This window comes from Bacillus sp. Medicinal_06 (assembly GCF_056711665.1).
In genome coordinates, this window is sequence record NZ_JBWYHD010000006.1 from 147,887 (window position 1) to 167,789 (window position 19,903).

The window sequence follows — 19,903 nt, forward strand, 5'->3', positions numbered from 1 at the left end:
AAGTATTTTGAATAGGATTTACATTACGCCATTTTCTATATTGAAAATGCTATCTGCCCACTCACGATAAAAATTTTCTTCATGAGAAACGAGTAATACACTTCCCTTAAACCGTACTAAAGCGTTTTGTAAAGCTTTCTTTGCTTCCGCATCCAAATGATTAGTTGGCTCATCTAAAATTAAAAAGTTACAAGGAGTTAGTAACAGTTTGCATAATTTTACTTTTGACTGTTCACCACCACTTAATGTACGAATCTCTTGTGTTACATTCGTGTCTTTTACACCGCACTGCGCTAAATGATGACGAATTTCTTTCATATTCAGTTTTGGAAACTGTTCTGAAATAATCTGAATTGGTGTCATTGCCCCGTTTTCCCATTTCAAATCTTGCTCGTAATAACCAATTTTTATTGGGTCTGCAAAATCAAAATCTCCTGAAATACTCGGAATGCGTCCAACTAAAGTTTTTAATAATGTAGATTTTCCAATGCCATTAAATCCTGTAATAACAAGCTTTTGGCCGCCTATAACTGAGAAATTCAATTTTGGCAAAAGAGCTGAGTCATAACCCACCTCAAGGTCATTTATCGTAAGAACCGTCTGTTTTGAAAGATCAAGTTCACGAAAACGAATAGATGGTTTATGAGTAAAAGCAGGCGGGGCAATTCGCTCCATCCTTTCGAGCTGTTTTCTGCGCCCTTGCGCAATTTTAGAATTAACCCCAGCAATATTTCTTCGAATATATTCTTCCGTCTTTTCAATTTGTTTTTGTTGTGCGTGGTACTGACGAATATAATCCTTTCGTAAATGCTCCTTTTGTCTTAAAAAATCTGAGTATTTACCGTAGTACTTCTTAATTGTTCCAAACTCTATATCACATATACAAGAAGACACTTCTTCTAAGAAATCAAAATCATGAGAAACAACAATAAAAGCACCCTCAAACCCTACTAAATAACCAGCAAGCCATTCAACATGTTCTTTATCCAAAAAGTTCGTTGGCTCATCTAGCAACAGAACATTCGGTTTTTCAAGTAGCAACTTTGCCAAAATCACTTTCGCTCTTTGTCCACCGCTTAATTCTTCGATTCTACGATCCATACCAATCGCATCAATTCCTAAACCAGCAGCAATTTTATTTATTGTGCTATCTATCGAGTAAAATTCCTGTGCTTCAAGCTGTTCTTGATACTCAGCCGCTTGTAACAATTGCTCTTCACCGCCAGTTATCGCACTCTCCTCATATAACTTACTCATTCTTTTTTCCATTTCAAATAAATCTATAAAAGCCGTTTTTAAATATGCTAAAACTGTATGATTCCCATCAATTTCAGCATATTGATCCAAATGTCCAATTTGAATATTAGATTGCCATTTTATATCGCCGGCATCGGGAATAACTTCTCCCATCAATATTTTTATTAAGGTACTTTTTCCTGATCCATTTTGTCCTACTACTCCCATATGTTCTCCTTTGTATAAGTCAAAAGTAGCATTTTCATATAAGATTTTATCTATAAAACAATGTGATACATTTTCAACTTTAAGTAAGCTCATAATAATTCCTCTTTTCCTAAGAATAAAAAAAGCAGAGGGATAGCGTCATCCGACACTAGCCCTCTGCTTCGTAATTTTTGCTATACTACTCCAATTTGTAAAAGCTCATTGGAATACTATACACAAAGGGCCATAGACAAAGCATTGTCTATGGCCCTTTCATCTATTATTCATCAGCTAATAGTCATAACCAAATAAGCATAGCAAAACTACACTTTTTTCGAAGACTATTCAGCCGATGAATATGAGAGACATTATGCTCCCAGATTAAGCTCCGTACAACGCTTCACCGTATACATTTGTGCGGAGCAAAGTTTTCTAACGAGTTTTACAAATTTTATATAAAGCATTTCAAGCACCTTCCTTATTCTTAAAGGGGATTTTAGCATATGTTTCTGCAAAAGGTCAAGAAATAACCAAATACTGTAATCAAAAGCTACATACTTCTATTCGATTTTTTACACTCTTATGCGATTGGCGTTCCATTTGCAACAGGATCATCCGGCTTTAACAGCACAACATCCCCTTCTTCTGGTACACCGCCTACTACTAATACCTCAGATTTAAAACCTGCAATACGTCTTGGGGGAAAATTCACAACTGCAATTACTTGCCGACCAATAAGCTGTTCCGGTTCATATCTTCGCGTAATTTGAGCTGAAGATTGTTTCAAACCCATCTCACCGAAATCAATTTTTAATTTTATAGCTGGTTTCCGCGCTTCTGGAAATGGTACGGCTTCTATTACAGTTCCAACACGAATATCTAATTTCATAAAATCCTCAATGCTTGCCACATGTATTACCTCCCGTTTTTACAATATCCATATTTACATTTTAGACACATACAATGAGATTTTTTTTACCGAAAATCAGTACTTTTTAACCATATGTCATGTATTCGGTGCAAATGAAAAGTTACCTTTCCGATATTGACTTGGTGTGACTCCCTCATATTTTTGGAATAAACGTGTTAAGGAAGATTGGTGCTCTAATCCCACTTGAATTGCAATGTGCAAAATGGATAAATTGGTATTTTGTAATAAGTCTTTCGCCTTATTTAAGCGCACTTCTTGTATATATGCTGATGGAGATTTTCCTGTTTCTTTAAAAAACCAATCTGAATAATAGGAACGATTATAATGCTCAAGCTGTGCAAGTTTTTGTACCGTTATATTCTCATGATAATGTTCGTGAATATATTGAATCGACTTAGGTTGTTGCTCTTGGCGTAAACAATGTGAAATATACGGATAGAGCTCTTTAAGCGCAGGCCTTCCCTGTTCTATTTCATTCAGGATTAGATAGCGAATCCCTTTCCACTGATTCGTAAATTGATAAGAAATCCCCCTATTTTGTAACTCCCCAGCAGGAATCATAAAATGAGGAATATCCAGAACCAAAAATTCATTACGCACAGAAGAATGAAAAGTATGATCACACTCGGGAGGAACAAAAAATAATGTTTGTTGGTCTATGAGTAGATTTTGTGCCCCAGCTTTGATAACAAGTTCTCCTTGAAGGGGTAAAATGAGCTGGGCATAACTATGGGAATGTGTATCTTTAGCAGCTGTATAAATCCGGCGTTCTGCTACAATCTCTTTATATGTTTCCATTGCATTTTCTCCCTTTTCATATTTGGATTCATAATACCAAAAAAAGTAGTGCGAACCAATAGACTGGTCTGCACTACTTTTTTATTTAATGTTTCTTCAAATCCCTCATATTAGATATATATAAAGCAATCACTAAAATGAGAATAGCCCCTGCATATAATAATGTTTCAAATGGCTCTTCATGAGAAACAATAATTAATCGAATGAGGGCTGTGATTCCTATATAAATAAAATACCGTAATGGAAAATGATAATTTGATTTAAAATACTTAATAATTAATGCAATAAATTCAAAGTATAAGAAGTAAACAATAATGCTCTCAACTAATTTATACGATGTATATTTTTTCGTTGAAAATATGTACTGTATAAATGTGATTGTTTCATTAATTAAAAAGATAGATAGAACAATGGACAGGATAATAAGAGCTGTATTTAATATCCATTGTAAAACACTGGCAATAAATTCATCGACATTAAATGATCGCATTTTCTAGCACTCCTCTACAGGTGAATCATACTCATGTATTATAGCAAAATTATCCTGATATATAAATTTCAGAATTATTATATCATTAATCTAATATACCTTGCATTACAAGTTAATTCCATGTTATCTTCATTATAACACTTGTAATACAAGGTATTGTTATAGCCCTTTACCTTGTATTACAAGTTATTAAAAAAGATATACAACTAGGGGGCTAAAATGGCTGACTCAACACAAATGCTAAAAGGAATTCTGGATGGCTGTATTTTAGCTATCATTCAAGAAGGTGAAGTATACGGTTACGAATTAACAGAGAAATTGCATAGCTATGGTTTTCACTCTTTTAGTGAAGGTACAATCTATCCATTACTATTACGCATGCAAAAAGAAGGCTTGCTTACAAGCGAATTAAGAGAATCAACCGCTGGGCCTAAGCGAAAGTACTATCAGTTATCAGAATTAGGAGAGAAAGAATTAACTAGCTTTAAAGAGCGCTGGACCGATTTAAAGCTATCTGTGGAAAAAGTGATGAATAAAGGTGGCGAATAGAATGTTATCAACAAAATCTGAACAATTTTTAATCGAACTCAGAATGTATTTACTGCAGCGCGGAAAAAAAGATGAAGATATAAATGCAATAGTGGAAGAGTTAGAAGTTCATTTAACAGAAGCCGAATCAAGAGGACAAAGTGTAGATCATATCATTGGAAAAAGCCGTAAACAGCATATGAAAAATATCGGGAAAGAACTTCCTACAGACAAAGAAGGGTTGCTCGTAATCATTCCCGCTGCTATTTTAGTTATTATTGCTTATATGTGCTTTGCTCCAGCTCTTAGAGGAGAATTCAAAATTTCACAAAACATATTGTTATTTGGATCACTACCAGTATTCTTAACGATTGCTATATTTGCAGTTGTATTTTTCAAAGGACTTCCGAAAGTATACCCATCTAAGAAAAACTCAATAATTCTTTTAATCACAACGCAGTTCATTACCATCGGTGGATGGTTCGGCTTTTATTTTTGGTTAGATGGACGCCTTGATACAGATTACTTTGTAGCAACGACTATGCAAAATTATGCCATCGCTAGTGTATGTCTTCTTATTTTTATTTCATTCGCATTGTATACAAAATCATGGGCTACAATTTTAGCTGCATTCGTAATTTGTATCGGCCCACTTTTAGAACACGTTATTCCACCTGAAATAAACAAAGACCCGATGTATATTACACTAGCGGTTATCATTAGTGTGGTCATAGGTATTTTGCTAATCATCTATTTCTACAAGAAAGGAAAAGCCACTTCTAATGCTTAAGAAGTGGTTTTCTTTCTATTCCATAAAATTCAAATCATACTTTCTCCCCCTTATTCTTACCTGTATAAGACAATTCCATCATTTAAATTAACCTTTTCGTTACTGAACTCGATTCGATATTTAGAAATTCTTTTACCTCTTTATTTGTAACCGTAGTTCCTAAAAGAAGTGCATAATCTTGCATGGCATATTTGTGTGCTTCTTTCAAAAAGATGACGCAAATAAATCGGTTGTTTCCGCTCTTTTATAATCATTCTAAGCACCCCTTTAAAATATATCGGCGCAAATTGAAATATATCAGCGATTCGACACAACATATCGACTGTTCGACAAAAACACTATACTTTTGGGCTATTAGCTAAATTATACATGTATACATTACAGCTATAAAACATTAAAAAATCACCTTGTCATCAAATGAAAAGGTGATTTTTTGTGAAACTCTATTAAAGTTTTCTAAGTTATACTTAATGAATATCATGCTTTTTGAAATTACCGCCCTTTACTTCTGCTACGTCATATACCGTAATAAAGGCACTTTCATCAATCTCATGAATAATTTCTTTCATTTTACTTTCTTCTAACCGGTTAATCACACAAGTGATTTCTTTAAATTTCTCTCTTGAATAACCGCCGTACACTTCATTATACGTTGCGCTTCGTCCTAAGCGCTCTCGAATTGTCTCTACCATTAATTCAGGCTCTTTTGTGATAATTTTAAATGTTTTAGAACCACTTAAACCTACTTCAACGATATGAATCACTTTAGAAGCGATAAAGTACGCAATTGCTGAAAGAATCGCCCCTTGCAGACCAAATACTGTTGAGACAACAATAAAGACAAACATATTTAAAAATAAGATGAGATCACTTGTCCCAAAAGGTAATTTTCGAGAAAGTAATACAGCTAACATATCGATTCCATCTAATGCGCCACCGTTACGCAATGCGAGTCCCATACCAAAACCGATGATAATACCACCAACAACGGTAACTAACAATGTATCACCGTGGATAATAGTTGGTACGTCATGCATCAAAACAGTACCGATTGCTAATGAAGCAATACCAATAATAGAATAAATAGCAAAATTTCTACCAATCTGCTTATACCCTAACCAAACAAAAGGGATATTAATAACTGCAATTAGCAGACCTAATGGTAGCCCAAATAATTGTGAACTAACGATGCTTAAACCCGTCACACCACCGTCAGAAACGTTATTTGGGATTAATACAGCTTCTAGTCCATACGCGGTTATAAATGCCCCTATAATAATTGCCAATACTTTTAAAACAACTTTTAGTTTATTAGGCCTACGCTTTTTAATTGTATTCATGTCATTCCTCGTTTCAAACTATTTTCTCTTTTTATTCCTAATAATTATTTTAACATATTCTCTTTTTAAGTAGAAACCTTCACAATCTCTTCTAAAATGTAAAAAAGATATCCCATTTTCTTTTAAACTGCTTTTCAATAAAATGGAACAATTGCCTGAACTTTTTTGTTTTTAAATCGACTGTAAATAAAATATTATTTAGACCTTTAACATTCTTTTTTACAGGTAATGTAACAAATGCAAATGAGGGTGGCAGCTAATTGTCAGACAAGATAAAGTTAAAAATTCCATATTTTACATTAAATAAAAAAAGCAAAAGGGACGGTATGCACCATCCCTTTTGAAAAAATTTACTACTTTTTAACGTTTGAATTTCCAGATTTAATAACTCTTTGTTTCCTTTGTTAACGGAAAAGAAGTATTAAACTGTATTTTCAGTGATTTGGTGATAGTGATTGCTTAAAGCAAATTCGCCAAATTTTAGACACTCTTTACCCTAGGAATTCTAATACGAACATTTTGAGATGGATGAATTATTGAATACTGTACACTTGAATAACTTCATTTGTCCCAGCTGTCAAACAACTTTCTTCAGAATAAATAAGAATAGAACGCTGGTGAACATTCTTGTTAAAGCAATGACTTTTTAATACGCAAACGAATAGTTACTAGTTCTAACTAATTATGAGAGGCAGATATAGAGTATGGCTACATAGAAGATAAACATTGTTTCTTTTATATCCTCTCTATTATAGACGTGTACCATCTACCTTAGTTTGCATTGTACAGGCGAAAATACAGGTTATATTATACAACAAGTTTTATAACAATCGAAGGATACATTCTAGTATTTAAGATTTATCACCAAATGAAATTTTATTGGCGAGCTCAAACAGAGACGTTATAAATCAAAAAAATTTGCATATGAGGCAAGATTTATTTCTTGTCACATATGCAAAAAAGTAATCAGGTGAAATGAAATAACGATTTAAGGAGAGTATATATCTAAAATTTGAGGGGAATCCAGTTAATATATATCCAAAAAAACGTTTCATTTACTAATTTCAGTTAGCCATTTATCAGGAGCAGGAATTTTTTTCTTCACATCTTTTGCAACTTCCTGAATTAAGTTCCATAGACTTTCTATATCCTCAGCAGTAGTATGAATATTACCTATAGAAATTCGAATAACATACCCATCTTTAATAGTCGCATGAGAAACAAAGGTCTTTTTAGATTGATTAAGCCTTGTAAGTAATAATTGATTAAGCTCATCAATATATTTCTGTAGTATAATCTTTTGCTGCTCGTTTGCATCTTTCAGCCTTTCTTTTAATTCATAAGGAAAATACCGCAAACAAATAAGTGCATAAGGTGAAGAGGCTGTACATTCAAATTCAGGATGTTTATTTATTTCAGATTCCAACCATCGAGCCTGACGAATACTTTCTTCAAGACGTTTTGATAAACCATCTTTTCCAAAACTTCTAATAATCCACCAAATCTTAAGAGCTCGAAAACTACGTCCTAGTTGCAATGAATAATCCATATAATCAACTGAACCATCTTCTCTTTCAGTTTGTAAATAATCAGGAACTAGGCGAAAGCTATTTGATAGAGCTCCTCTTCTCTTACAAAACAATGTAGTAACTTCCAAAGGTGTATATAGACACTTATGAGGGTTGACAACCAGTGAATCTGCTACACAGAAATCTTCAGTATTCTCCTTTACATCTGGAACTAAATTCCAAAAACCTCCATAAGCAGCATCAACATGAAGCCAAATGTTATATTTCTTACAAATTTGAGAAATTTTCAAAATAGGATCTATAGCTCCTGTAGCAGTTGTACCTGCAGTAGCGACAACCGCTATGGGACAATAACCATTATTTAAATCATCTTGAATAGCTTTTTCAAGTTGATCCTCCATCATTTGATATTTTCCATTCGTAGAAATATGGACTACATTATCCGTTCCAATTCCTAATGCTATAGCTGCTTTATCAACTGAACTATGTGCCTGATCGGAAGTATAAATACGCATCTTAGAAACTCGACTCTCAATTAGTCCCTTTGTTCTTATATCTATCTCGGTACTTTGATCCCTAGCTGCAACCAACGCATAAAAAGTCGCTAATGAAGCTCCATTTAATAAAACCCCCTCCGCAGCTGGAGTATATCCCACCATTTCTGCGATCCACTTGAGTATAACTTTTTCTAATGCCGAAGCAGCTGGAGCTGCTTTCCACACCAAAGCATTTACATTTAAAGAAGAGATTAAAAGATCAGCTAGAATTCCAGGAGAACTGGCTGAAGTACTGAAATATCCATGGAAAGAAGGATGATTCCAATGAGTCAAATGAGGAATAATTTTCTCCCATGTGTCGTTCATTATTACCTCAAATGATTGAGAATGTTCTGGCAATGGTTGATCCAGCATCGCTAGTAAATCATTTGGAGAAATATTAGAAGTTACAGGGATTTCACGTATTTTTTCAAAGTGTTCACGAATCATTCCAAGTAACTCTATACCATGTTCCTCAAATTGTGCAGGGTTCCAGTCCCCCAAATTCTTTATGGAATTAGTCATACTATAACCTCCTTAAATATTTATTTTATTTTGATTAATAGATAACGATCCCTCCACATTCCCTAGTAAATTGCTACTTATTTGTATTATTTAGTAACATGATGATGATGATGATGATGATCATGCTCAACTTCGACTTCTAACTCATGATAATAATGTATTTCTCTCGGCTTGATACAATAATTTTGATTGAACTCAATTAATAACTTTTCTTCTTGATTAGCTAAATCTACATGAAGCTCTTTGCTTTTCCAAGGATATATTACTTTTATTTTATTCAATTCACTATCATCTTGATAAAATGATGCATGCCCTGCCCAACCAGGATGTTCATGTGCAGCTGGACCTAATAAATCATCCATTTGTTGCATTAATTCAATTGCTCGATCTTTTAATTCTAATTTCAAATACCAAGTCTCCATTACAGTAATCAATTCAATTCCTTCTTTCCTTAATTTATTTTAAGTGTTCTTTATTTTTATAAAAATCCTTAAGCAATGAAACACCATCATCTACAAACTCTCGACAAACGAAACCATGATTCTTCCGATTCCTTACTTGAGCCTTTGATAATTCTTCCCAAGACTCTATTATAGCAGCAGGCCATTCGCCCTTAGGACCGAGATGGTTTACTAAGGTTTCATGCAATTCTTTAAACCCTTCTATCATAATTTTATGCTCTTTATTTTGAGTTCCACTAAATCCTGGGCTCAGGAAAGGAGGCATCATAGAAGGCCTTATAAACTCTTCATAAGATTCGACTGGAAAACTCACAGTATACTTCATGGAAACAGTCGCTGCATCATAAAGAGTTGAAAGACGGCCAAGAATAGATTGTAACTTAATAAAATCTCTATATTCCACTGCTTTTATAGCATCATCTAATAATGTATTCATACATACCAAAATAATATGGAACACTTGATGCCCTTGTTTCCACCGAAATACCGCTCTTTCATACGAAGCTGTATTAATATCAATCCTAGTTGTCATTTTTTCTTCTCCCTATTCTTTCTCACAGGATTTTATCCAATTCTCTAAAGCAATTTGAAAAATATTTCCCCAACCTTTTATTATTTCATATTTTTCCCTATCAGTTAAATTAGTTTCCTCTAAATCTTTAATGTGATTTTCATATATATCTATACAACTTTTTGACCATTCTAATAGATCTAATGCATTCCGCTGTAAGCGAAAATAAAGATCATATTCCTCATCAGTTGATACTGCACTTAGTGAATATGGTACTTTAGAATCAGGATGAATTGTTATAGGTTTAATAAGTCCATAATCTGGTAATATCTTCTCTTCATTACTCATATATTCTTCCCCTTCTAAATGTAATTTTAAAATTAATTAGTCTTTCCTTGATACTGATTATATGCCATATAATTTACATAAATTAATTAATATATAAAGCTACATTTTCCAACAAATTATAATACTGTTGCATAAAATTTTGCATGGTATCTTCATTGAATAAAGTAGTATTATATTCTAACTTTAAACGATATATTTCTTTTTCTTCATATACATGAAGTAGTAAATCATATTTAGATGTAAAGTTGCTCTCTAATGATAACTCTATATCAAGGTCATCAGTTTGGTATTTGTAATCAAATTTATTTTGATAATTAAATACAGTTTGAAAAATCGGCGTGTAACTTGGATCTTTCTCTTTTATCTCCTTAATTAACAATTCTAAAGGGATTTGTTGATGTTCCTGAGCCTGTAAGACCACCTGCTTAACTTTCTCCACTAGCCCTTCTAATGTTGACTCATCAGATAAGTCTAGACGCAAAGCTATAGAGTTTGCCAAGTAACCAATCAAATTCTCAGTATTAGGAGTCCTATTTGACATGACAGTTCCTACTATAACTTCTGTTTGATTTGTATAGTTACTAATTAGAAAGCCATATAGAGATAATAAGAGTACATAAGGTGTAACTCGATAATTTTGTGCCGCCCTTAGTAGGTTCAAAGTTAAATCTGATTCTACTACTTTTTCTATTGTTCTTCCATCATAAGTAATACGTGAATGACGCGGATAATCAGTCGGAAATGCTAAAATCGGTAATGTACCAGATAAATTTTTCAACCAATATTGCAACTGCCTTCTAAAACCTTCTTTATTCTCATTAATGAAATAATTTTGCCATAAAATATAGTCTATATATTTTATAGGAAGTGGTTCTAAATCAGATGGTTCGTGTTGGCAAAAAGATTTGTAGTTTGCTAATATTTCATTAATTAGAACTTCTACTGACCAGCCATCAACTACAATATGATGAATAGATACTACCAAAATATGTTCTCTTTCTTTACATTTTAACAATTTAACTCGCATTAATTTTTCAGACTCTAAACAGAATGGAGTATTTATCTCGTTCTCTATATGCTCTTTTATGACTTGTCCCTTTTCTTCTGGTGGTAGGTTAGATAGATCAAAAGTTGGTAGCTCAATAATGAATGTATCTATCCATTGCCGAACTTCATTGTCGATCAAACAAAATCTTACTCTTAACGCTTCATGTCTCTCAATAACTGCTTGTATACTTTTTTGTAAAATATCTACAGATAACTTCCCATCAAATTTTAAAGTAACAGATGTTGTATAAACCGGGCTATTAGGATTGGTTTTATAGACAAACCATTGGCTTTTCTGAGACGGGCTAAGTGGATAAAATTTCTCCTTACTTAATTGAGGTACCGGATGCACTTCTTGTAATGCTTCAACTTTTCTCTTTTGATTCACAAACATTGATAAAGATTCTAATGTCGGATGCTGAAAAATATCACTAATACCAATTATAATTCCATGTTCTTTATTCAAGGCCGTAACCAATTGAAATGCTTTTAATGAATCCCCACCTTTTTGAAAGAAATGATCCTCTAAACCAATTTCATTAGTGTTTAATACTTTTTCCCAAACTTTTTTTAGTTTAAACAACATTCCATCGCTATGATTTTCTAACGCATCATCAATCTTATTGATTGCATTAACTTTCTGTTTAAATTGAATAAAAAAATTATCAATAGACTGTTTTTTTAAAAATTCCTTCAATTCAATATACATTTTTGCACGTGGAACATCTTCTTTCGAAAGGTAATCGATGGTTATTAATTCATTACAATATGAATCATCTGTGAATTTCAAAGCATATTCAGAAATTTCATTTAAGATACTGTCAAATTTCCCCTTTTGAAAATCATCTATCATTCCTAAACGCTGGACTTTCCCTGTCACTGTTTTCCGAAATTCACCTTTCTGTATAGGAATAACATGAGTAGGATGTATTCCTAGGTAGCGTGTGATATGTTTTTTAATGTCTTCAATTACGTAACAACTAAACTCTAGCTCAAAATGCATTGGTGTAAAGAAGACTATTAACTGATCATTCTCTTCTATATGATTTTGCACTCCACCTACCGCTAAATATGTCGGCTCAATCCCATATACTTCTTCAAGGATTGACTCCACCTCATAATTATAATAATTTTTAGCGTTAATAATCAGAATGTCTTTTTCACGACCAGTTAATGTTAATCTCCCTTGATATAAAAAACCCATGTCACCAGTTTTAAACCACCCATCAGATGTAAAAGTTTTTAAATTTTCCTCTAAATTAGAGTAATACCCATCTATAATCATGGGTCCTTTTAATTGTATTCTACCGATTTTTTTCTCATTAACTAATTGATCATTTTTATCAACAATACGAATTTGTAAACCTGGAAGACTTCTTCCTAAGTTTGTCAAGCACTTCACACCTGGATAATTTAAATTTTTATGTTCTATTGTACCTAATGACGAATCCACTTCTACATAATCCCATATCCACTGACTATCTCCAAAAGTAATAGAGCCGCAAGCTTCAGTCATTCCATATTGAGGACAGAAACAATCAATTTTTAGATCATATTTATCCATTAAACTAAAAAATGCTTGAATTTTTTCATATATAATAGACTGTCCACCACTAAAAATATATCTAACACACGAAAAATCCCAATTTTTATCCTCGAAATCTTGAGAACATTCATTCAATAAAGTGAATGCAAACGGAGGAGCCCATGTAATACTTACTCTACATTTATCTATCCACTCAAGCCAGTTAGAAGGTTTATCTAAAAAGAATTCAATACTAGTAAGTACTTGGTTACATCCTAAATACACCCCTAATATATGTTGATTAAATAAACTAGCCCCATGATATAATGGCATCCAATTCATAATTACTTCATTCTTTGTAGCCTGGATAACATTTACAGAAGATATAATATTAAAACAAATATTACTATGTTTATATTCTGCTGCTTTCGGCTTTCCTGTTGTACCAGAAGTTAATAAATATAAGGCAACGTCTTCCTGTGTCGCCTTATAAAGATCTTCTGTTGGTAAATTACTTCGCAATTCAGCAATGGATGTAGCCAAAAAATCCTTATGTTCCCCTTCACTAAACAAGTCATTTAATTTTTCTTTTGCTTCCTGTTCCGCTAGAATTACCGGTTTTCCAAATAATTCCCAACAATTGAGCAACTTTAATATATCTGCATTTTTTTTATGATACTCATTGGGTTCCTTTAATGGTATAGGGGTAATTCCTCCTAGAATACAAGCCCAAAATAAGGGAACGAATATTTCAATTTCATTTACTAATAAAATAGCTTTTTTTGAAGGTCCCAACCCCAATTTATAAAGACCATTTAAAATACATTTAGATTCTTCTAATAATTCTTGATAACTGCAAAATAACTTATTGCCATCCTTTTGGATGTAAGTAATACCCTTTTTTCTATCCATACTAGCCTTAAGAAACATATCAGTTAATGTTTTAACACCTTGATAATTAGAATCAAATTTAGGTTGATAAATGGCTAAAGGTATTTTATTTTCATTAATCTCTATCATACATTTTCAACCTCCTACTTGAACAATTTTATTCAACTGCATTTCATTTTAATTTAAATTCAAACCATTTCTTAAAAACATCCTCTTTTTTAGTTCCCTCTATTCTATCCACCTCTTTGCCTCCTTTAAAATAGAGAATGGTAGGAGTTTCTTTAATTTTATAATCATCCCAGCCTTCTTGAAATTCTAAAACATTATATAAAACAAGATCAACATTAAGGTCTTTGGCTAATGGAGTGACAATAGGGGTAGTCTCCTTACAGTGAGAACATGTTGGGCTGTAAAAGTAGACAAAGCGTTCCTTGTTTTTCTCTAAATCTTCTTGCAATTCTTCCGGTAAGATAATGTTCTGGTAATTGGGATCATCCAACTGTTCAACAGTGGCAGGATGAAGCTTCTCTTTGCCAAAAGGATTATGTTCTACTTTAACCGCTTGCTGTTTATTAGAAACAAAAGCAGTTATAATGAAGATGCCCACGACTAGAACAATAAACACTATTAATTTCTTCACTTTTTAGTTCTCCTTTAATCTTTTATAGATTATGTATGTACATAAGAAAATAATTATAAATGCTATTAATGCAAGGAATGGAATAGTGATAAAACCAAACCAATTAATATATTTCCCACTACAGGGAATCCTTCCACAGGAAGGAGAATTATCAGAGAAAAAAGAAATATTTTGTATAAGGTAATGATAAAAAGATATAATACCACCCATTAAAGATAAAACACTAGCATAGATACTAATCCAATACTCTTTTCTAATCACTGCTATTCCTAAAAGTACAGTGAATGGATACATTACGATACGTTGATACCAGCAGAGGGTACAAGGTTCATACTGCCTGATTTCAGAAAAATACAAACTTCCGAACATCGCAATAATTGCAGTGGCCCACGCTAAAAATAGTAAATTATCATTTGAATTTAACTTTACTTTCATACTATGAATTCTCCTCTTAATCACTTTAAAGATAAAATTGACTTCGTTTGCATAATTTTAGGATTGGCAAACAAGAAGCCACCCTATAACAAATGACTTTCTGCAGGTTCATATGGATTGAAGGAAAAGGCTCATTAAAGCTTGAATTATGTTTCATACATGGGATAAAAAGTAAAGATTAATTTAAATAGGTGCCTTTAACTAATAAAAAACCTCTTTTTTCTACTGCAGACGGCCCTTCCATGCAGTAGAATTCCAACTTATCAATCTCATTTAACCTAGTAAATATCATTTCCCTCTCATTTCTGAGCTGTTCGGCCAGATTTTTTTCATGTTCAGCCAATTGTTGAAGTCTCATTAATAAAGCGTTTCTTTCATTAAATTCCATAGTACTCTCCCCTAATATATGTTTAAACTAATTTTATCATATGTTATTAAATATCTTTTTTTTACAATTCAGTAAAATTATATATAATTTGTGTTTATCAAATTTTCCGAGGAAAATTTTATGAATTTTACAATAAACTTATACAATATTCACCAATTAAATCTCTTTATTTCTCAAACTATATATAAATGACTAATTTTTTCATCTTCTTATGCCTAAGCTTTCAAGTTATTATCTATACTGTTTGATAAGAAAAGAGGTACGGAAATAGAAAGACCTATGAAGCAGCTAGAAATTAAAAATCCCCATGGTATAGAAACTTCTAGTCTACGAAAACTTGAAAAACAAGAGAAAAAAGTCGATTCTCGAACACGAATTGAAGTTGTACCAATTATAATGTAAGGAAAAGTTGGTAAAGAAGCAGCCGAAATTTGTAATATACATCTTCAGTTTGTTTCCAAATATGCGAAGAGTTTTAATGGAGGTTAATGAAGGTGGACTAGAGCTCTTTATTGGATCGTAAAATCGCTCCCTCCAGGACGTAAAAGTTTCCTTAATCAAGGTCATCAAAAACTCCTTAAAGGAAATAATTCTTACTAGTTTATCAAATGATCACGAACTAGGAATAACTCTATCTTGGACTATGCTAATTCTGAAAGTGTATATCCGTCACACCTACGATAGTGAAATAAGTGCAACTGGAATTTTACACATATTATTTCGTTTGAAAATTCAGTAGAATCACCTACCTTATACGCTTGCTAAAACCGCTTTGAAAAAACAGCATTTTTTTCGCATCAACCCCATATAACTTTAAAAAGCTGTTAACCGACAATATGGTACTCTTATATCAGGATGAAATGCATGCCAGTGTGACTATCTTTGGTACCGAGGAGGCACAAACAGGGGAAATCGTACACCGAGTCGCTTCTTCATGTAGAGAAGGAGATTTTTTAACAGTCCTTTAGTATGTATTAAACAAGTATAAAAATAAATTTAATTTTCATAGTTACAGTTGATGTTAAAATTAAGCATTTTAAGGTCGTTCAAGTTTTTATACGAGAACATCGTCATCACCAACACAAGCATCTATCAAAGAAGCGGTACAATCATTTTTTGAATAAATTTCACAGGTACCTCAAATCCGTACTACATAGGCTTGACTTAAGCTAAAGTAAATGTCAAAAATTCAAGTCAATTATATAGTGTACTAACTGTTATTCCCTATGTACATATACTGTCCATGGGTAGCTTTTACAATATTATCTTCCTTTTTCATTAAATTTGTCATAAATAAAGAAATATTGCTTAGTTCTACCCCAGTTTCTGTTTCAATTTCTTTCTTCAATTCCTTCAACGGCATTGCTACCTGGTGTTGTTTCAGTATATCTATAGCTGCATTTCTAAGAATCCATGTTTTTTGGTGATACCCTTTTTTCCTAAACTCATTTTTTTCCGAACTCTCTTGAATCTCCTCATCTAAGTTGTGCATTTGTTCATATTTGGTATCCTCTGCTTTACCTGAATGCCCCACTGTATAAGTAGATAATCTATCCTGGTTGTCCAGTTCCCTTAACCTGTTAAAAATTTCTTTCCTTTCTTCTTGAAACATTTTCCGATTTCTTTCTTCCATTTCAACAAGCTGTTCAAGCCTTACTTTTAAAGCTTCTCTTTCATTAAACATATTAACCTCCTATAAAAAATTTTATATGTTATAGACATTGAATCAATTCTATAACTTTGGAAATGACGTGCTAAAGGCTTCTAAGCACAAAAGATGGAGTATCTATCCAAAATTTCCAAATGAATAAGTACCACATAAATTCTAATATTGAAAGAAAACTCCTTATGACTATATTATACGACATGAAATCCTGTTTGACCTACAAGAGATTTAAAACCAATCCAACGATTTGAAGCTATTTTTTCTATTAATGACATTGATACCATCGTCGTTGTGATAACTAAGAAGTTACATTTTTATAAACTAATCGAACTTAACTATATGGCAATAAATTATTCCTTTTTCACTATAATTATAAAGAGGATTCCATTTATATCTAATTTTATCAAATGGTGCATCAAGCTGTTATTATTTATTATATTTTTGACAAAAACACCAAACAATTAAATACATTAGCTAAAGGAAATATCGAGATCCTCCTTTAGCTAATGATGTTCTCTATCAAAAGGTATACAAAGTGAAAATCGCAACTACTTAGATTCCTTCCAATACCAATAAAGTTAATTATATCAAAAATAAACTCGACAGCTATGTTTAGAATAATTCTATTTTTCCCGTTTTCATTACTTATTTTATGGATACAAATAAATTCTTTTTTTCTTTTTTAGTGTACTTAAAAAGCTTCGTGTCAGTGTAAAATTATGTGCACCTGTTCCACATTTTTCATGAACATACTGTGACATAACTTTATCTACACTCAACGCATATAACCATTATGTTCTTTTCACTTTCGGTTTATCTAGTCCATGGAATGAAAGTGGTTTATGACTGTTTGTAGAGTTTTTAATGTAAAATTCAAAAGCCGAAGCACGATTTGAAACAACTTGAAGTTATGGGGGAGATATTCAATTGTTTTTTCTTGTGATTTGAATAGGTAATATACTTCATTAGGCCTTTGATTATAAACTTCTAAAAATTATTTGTGGTTCACACACTTTCCCTCCTACTTTTTATATTTTCAGTGTTAACAAGAATTTGTGCAGGTAAACTTAAAAATCAATATAGCTCTTAGAAGATATAGAACACCAGTTAGAGTATCAAAAGTTTAGAAAACTATATTTAAGTGCCGCACCGCTCTGGAATGTGTAAATGCTTATCTCACGCAATTATTTCAATTGAACAATGTTCATTATTGAACGGGAAAATACACCAAATTTTACTTTTAACTAGTGACGTTAATTTACAATGTTTCAAAGTTAGCTGCCAACTGAATTAACGCTATCTTAAATCAACACCAAGTGACTGAGGCATAAAAACTTCAACAGAACCTAAATTCTGAGAGGATGTGCTTTTAGAAAATGAATTTTCCTGAAATATTAAATTCACTCTTTAAAATATTACAACATTTTTGTATACTAATTATTGTAAAAAAAATATTATCAGAGGGGTGAAATTTTGCACGTAGGGCAAAACATTAAATTTCATCGTACAAAAATGTCTCTTACTCAAGAAGAATTAGCATCAGGATTAATTTCCGTTTCCTACTTATCTAAAATTGAGAATGGCCAGATTACTGCTAGCTCTGATATTATAGAAGAATTGTTTAACAGGCTAAATATTACGGAGGATGTTCAGCAAGACCAAAAGCTGTGTGAGGAGATTCGTTTGTGGTATCAGCAAATAGTCGATAGAGATATAGAAAAATCTGCTGAAACCTATAATAACCTCTCAAAAAAAATTACAATTAAAAGCTCTTTTGAACCATACTCTCTATTTCAGCTTGTCAATATTAGATTTCTTCTAACTTTAGGAAAGCTTCAAGAAGCTAAAAATCTTTTCAAGAAAATTTCAGAAATTTCAAATAATTTTTCAAAAGAAATGTCTTTCTATTATTTCAAATTTAAAGGTAACTATGAATATATGAACAATGAGTTTGAAAACGCTTTTGATTCTTATAAAGAAGCTGAATCCCTTTTTAACAGTGATACACCTTCTCTTGAAAAAGCAGATGTTCTTTATTCATTAGGGCTTACTGCAACTAAAATTGAAAAACACTTTCAGGCAATCGTTTTTACCAATCAAGCACTTGACATATTCAGAGAGATTTATAATCTAGACCGTAGCAGCGAATGTCACCTACTTTTGGGTATTCTTTATCAGCGGATGGAACAATTTGATGAAGCTGAGACAAATTTCAACTGGGCAAACATACTTGCAAAGAAGGTCAGGAACGAAGAGGCTTTGGGCATTATCGAACATAATATAGGGCATTTTTATTATCTAAGAGGCGATAAAACCAAAGCATTAGATCATTACAAAAAGAGTTTGGATCTTAAACAGGAACATAATTACGATGGAAAATTAATAACTATATTATGTATCATAAAAGCACTGTATAACAAAAAAGAAAATAGACAATTACTTTTATGGATACAAAAGGCAGAAATATTAGAAAGGAAAACAAAAAATCTAGAGTTAAAACACGAGTATAAACTACTTAAGCATTTACACAACAAAGAATTTGAAGAATTTGTATATTACGCAAAAAAAATTGCACTTCCTTATTTTGAAAAGAACAGCTTGTACCGTAATGCCATCTACTACTCAGAACTATTAGCAGAATATTTTAAGAAAAACCAAAAATATAAGCAGTCTGCTCATTATTTTGAGTACTGTAAAGAAATTCTAAAAAAAATTAAAAAGTAAGGGTTTTTATCATAAAAATACTTACTTGCTTTTTCCATGATTATCCTAATTTTTGTTTGCTCTACGCAAGGAGTTTCCTCACCCCTTAACATTAACATAGTATAAAATAGAACTAGAATAAATTAATCGTAAGAGAAAACTGTTGTGAAATTCTCGATAGCCTTCTCTTACAATTAATTAAGTAGTTTTGATAAAATTTACTAAGAAGACCGAAACATTTGGAAGGGATAACCCTTCCTCCAAATTTTCATAATCGCACAATATACAATAGGTTGTATGTAATAGGGCGAAAAACCGGAATCATGTAACTCTCAAATGGTTTAGCAGTCACAAATTCCCCATAAATTTCTCTAATTC

Annotated in this window: 17 protein-coding genes; 3 read left to right on the forward strand and 14 right to left on the reverse strand. The window is 32.3% G+C overall.

Going from position 1 to position 19,903, the window contains the following annotated elements; genetic code table 11:
* Positions 1 to 18 precede the first annotated feature (18 nt).
* The 4 genes from AC1M36_RS16365 to psiE all read right to left on the reverse strand — a co-directional run bounded on the left by AC1M36_RS16365 (position 19) and on the right by psiE (position 3,662).
* The gene (locus AC1M36_RS16365) at positions 19 to 1,557 is read right to left on the reverse strand and encodes an ABC-F family ATP-binding cassette domain-containing protein (protein ID WP_336453358.1); all 1,539 of its coding nucleotides are present in this window, start codon (positions 1,555 to 1,557) and stop codon (positions 19 to 21) included.
* A gap of 466 nt (positions 1,558 to 2,023) precedes the next feature.
* Positions 2,024 to 2,353 carry a chaperone CsaA gene (gene csaA / locus AC1M36_RS16370; protein ID WP_098508589.1) on the reverse strand — a complete coding sequence of 110 codons (330 nt, stop codon included), beginning with the start codon at positions 2,351 to 2,353 and terminating at the stop codon, positions 2,024 to 2,026.
* A 96-nt stretch (positions 2,354 to 2,449) separates the two neighbouring features.
* On the reverse strand, positions 2,450 to 3,172 hold the full coding sequence (locus tag AC1M36_RS16375) for an AraC family transcriptional regulator (RefSeq protein WP_098508590.1): 723 nt from the start codon (positions 3,170 to 3,172) through the stop codon (positions 2,450 to 2,452).
* A gap of 85 nt (positions 3,173 to 3,257) precedes the next feature.
* The gene (gene psiE / locus AC1M36_RS16380; RefSeq protein WP_098508592.1) at positions 3,258 to 3,662 is read right to left on the reverse strand and encodes a phosphate-starvation-inducible protein PsiE; all 405 of its coding nucleotides are present in this window, start codon (positions 3,660 to 3,662) and stop codon (positions 3,258 to 3,260) included.
* Positions 3,663 to 3,881: 219 nt separating this feature from the next.
* On the opposite strand from psiE, the gene AC1M36_RS16385 reads away from it, so the two are divergent.
* Both AC1M36_RS16385 and AC1M36_RS16390 read left to right on the forward strand, forming a co-directional pair.
* Complete coding sequence (locus AC1M36_RS16385) at positions 3,882 to 4,211, forward strand: PadR family transcriptional regulator (RefSeq protein ID WP_098508593.1); 330 nt, start codon at positions 3,882 to 3,884, stop codon at positions 4,209 to 4,211.
* A 1-nt stretch (position 4,212) separates the two neighbouring features.
* On the forward strand, positions 4,213 to 4,980 hold the full coding sequence (locus tag AC1M36_RS16390) for an NADH dehydrogenase subunit (protein WP_336453357.1): 768 nt from the start codon (positions 4,213 to 4,215) through the stop codon (positions 4,978 to 4,980).
* Between the two features lie 467 nt (positions 4,981 to 5,447).
* Here AC1M36_RS16390 and AC1M36_RS16395 read toward each other — a convergent pair whose 3' ends face one another.
* From AC1M36_RS16395 to AC1M36_RS16440, 10 genes are all read right to left on the reverse strand, one after another.
* Positions 5,448 to 6,320, reverse strand: a complete 873-nt coding sequence (locus tag AC1M36_RS16395; RefSeq protein ID WP_336453356.1) for a YitT family protein — start codon at positions 6,318 to 6,320, stop codon at positions 5,448 to 5,450.
* 1,051 nt (positions 6,321 to 7,371) lie between these two features.
* Positions 7,372 to 8,910 carry a pyridoxal phosphate-dependent decarboxylase family protein gene (locus tag AC1M36_RS16400; protein ID WP_336453355.1) on the reverse strand — a complete coding sequence of 513 codons (1,539 nt, stop codon included), beginning with the start codon at positions 8,908 to 8,910 and terminating at the stop codon, positions 7,372 to 7,374.
* Between the two features lie 86 nt (positions 8,911 to 8,996).
* Positions 8,997 to 9,344 (reverse strand): hypothetical protein, encoded by a 348-nt coding sequence (locus AC1M36_RS16405; protein WP_336453354.1) that lies wholly within the window; start codon positions 9,342 to 9,344, stop codon positions 8,997 to 8,999.
* Between the two features lie 22 nt (positions 9,345 to 9,366).
* The gene (locus AC1M36_RS16410; protein WP_479846044.1) at positions 9,367 to 9,903 is read right to left on the reverse strand and encodes a hypothetical protein; all 537 of its coding nucleotides are present in this window, start codon (positions 9,901 to 9,903) and stop codon (positions 9,367 to 9,369) included.
* 12 nt (positions 9,904 to 9,915) lie between these two features.
* Positions 9,916 to 10,230: a hypothetical protein gene (locus AC1M36_RS16415; protein WP_098508601.1), complete on the reverse strand. Its 315-nt coding sequence runs from the start codon at positions 10,228 to 10,230 to the stop codon at positions 9,916 to 9,918.
* Between the two features lie 82 nt (positions 10,231 to 10,312).
* The gene (locus AC1M36_RS16420) at positions 10,313 to 13,822 is read right to left on the reverse strand and encodes a condensation domain-containing protein (protein ID WP_479846045.1); all 3,510 of its coding nucleotides are present in this window, start codon (positions 13,820 to 13,822) and stop codon (positions 10,313 to 10,315) included.
* A 43-nt stretch (positions 13,823 to 13,865) separates the two neighbouring features.
* Positions 13,866 to 14,333, reverse strand: coding sequence for a thioredoxin family protein (locus AC1M36_RS16425; protein ID WP_479846046.1), 468 nt, complete (start codon positions 14,331 to 14,333; stop codon positions 13,866 to 13,868).
* Positions 14,334 to 14,336: 3 nt separating this feature from the next.
* A complete protein-coding gene (locus tag AC1M36_RS16430) occupies positions 14,337 to 14,768 on the reverse strand; it encodes a disulfide oxidoreductase (protein WP_098508606.1) in 432 nt (143 codons plus the stop codon).
* 178 nt (positions 14,769 to 14,946) lie between these two features.
* Complete coding sequence (locus AC1M36_RS16435; protein ID WP_226608114.1) at positions 14,947 to 15,156, reverse strand: hypothetical protein; 210 nt, start codon at positions 15,154 to 15,156, stop codon at positions 14,947 to 14,949.
* A 1,210-nt stretch (positions 15,157 to 16,366) separates the two neighbouring features.
* Entirely contained in the window at positions 16,367 to 16,840 is a 474-nt protein-coding gene (locus AC1M36_RS16440) for a Rok-like winged helix domain-containing protein (protein ID WP_098508609.1), read from the reverse strand.
* Between the two features lie 1,455 nt (positions 16,841 to 18,295).
* Between AC1M36_RS16440 and AC1M36_RS16445 the strand changes: the two genes are divergently transcribed.
* Positions 18,296 to 19,546 carry a helix-turn-helix transcriptional regulator gene (locus tag AC1M36_RS16445; protein ID WP_336453352.1) on the forward strand — a complete coding sequence of 417 codons (1,251 nt, stop codon included), beginning with the start codon at positions 18,296 to 18,298 and terminating at the stop codon, positions 19,544 to 19,546.
* The last annotated feature ends 357 nt before the right edge of the window (positions 19,547 to 19,903 follow it).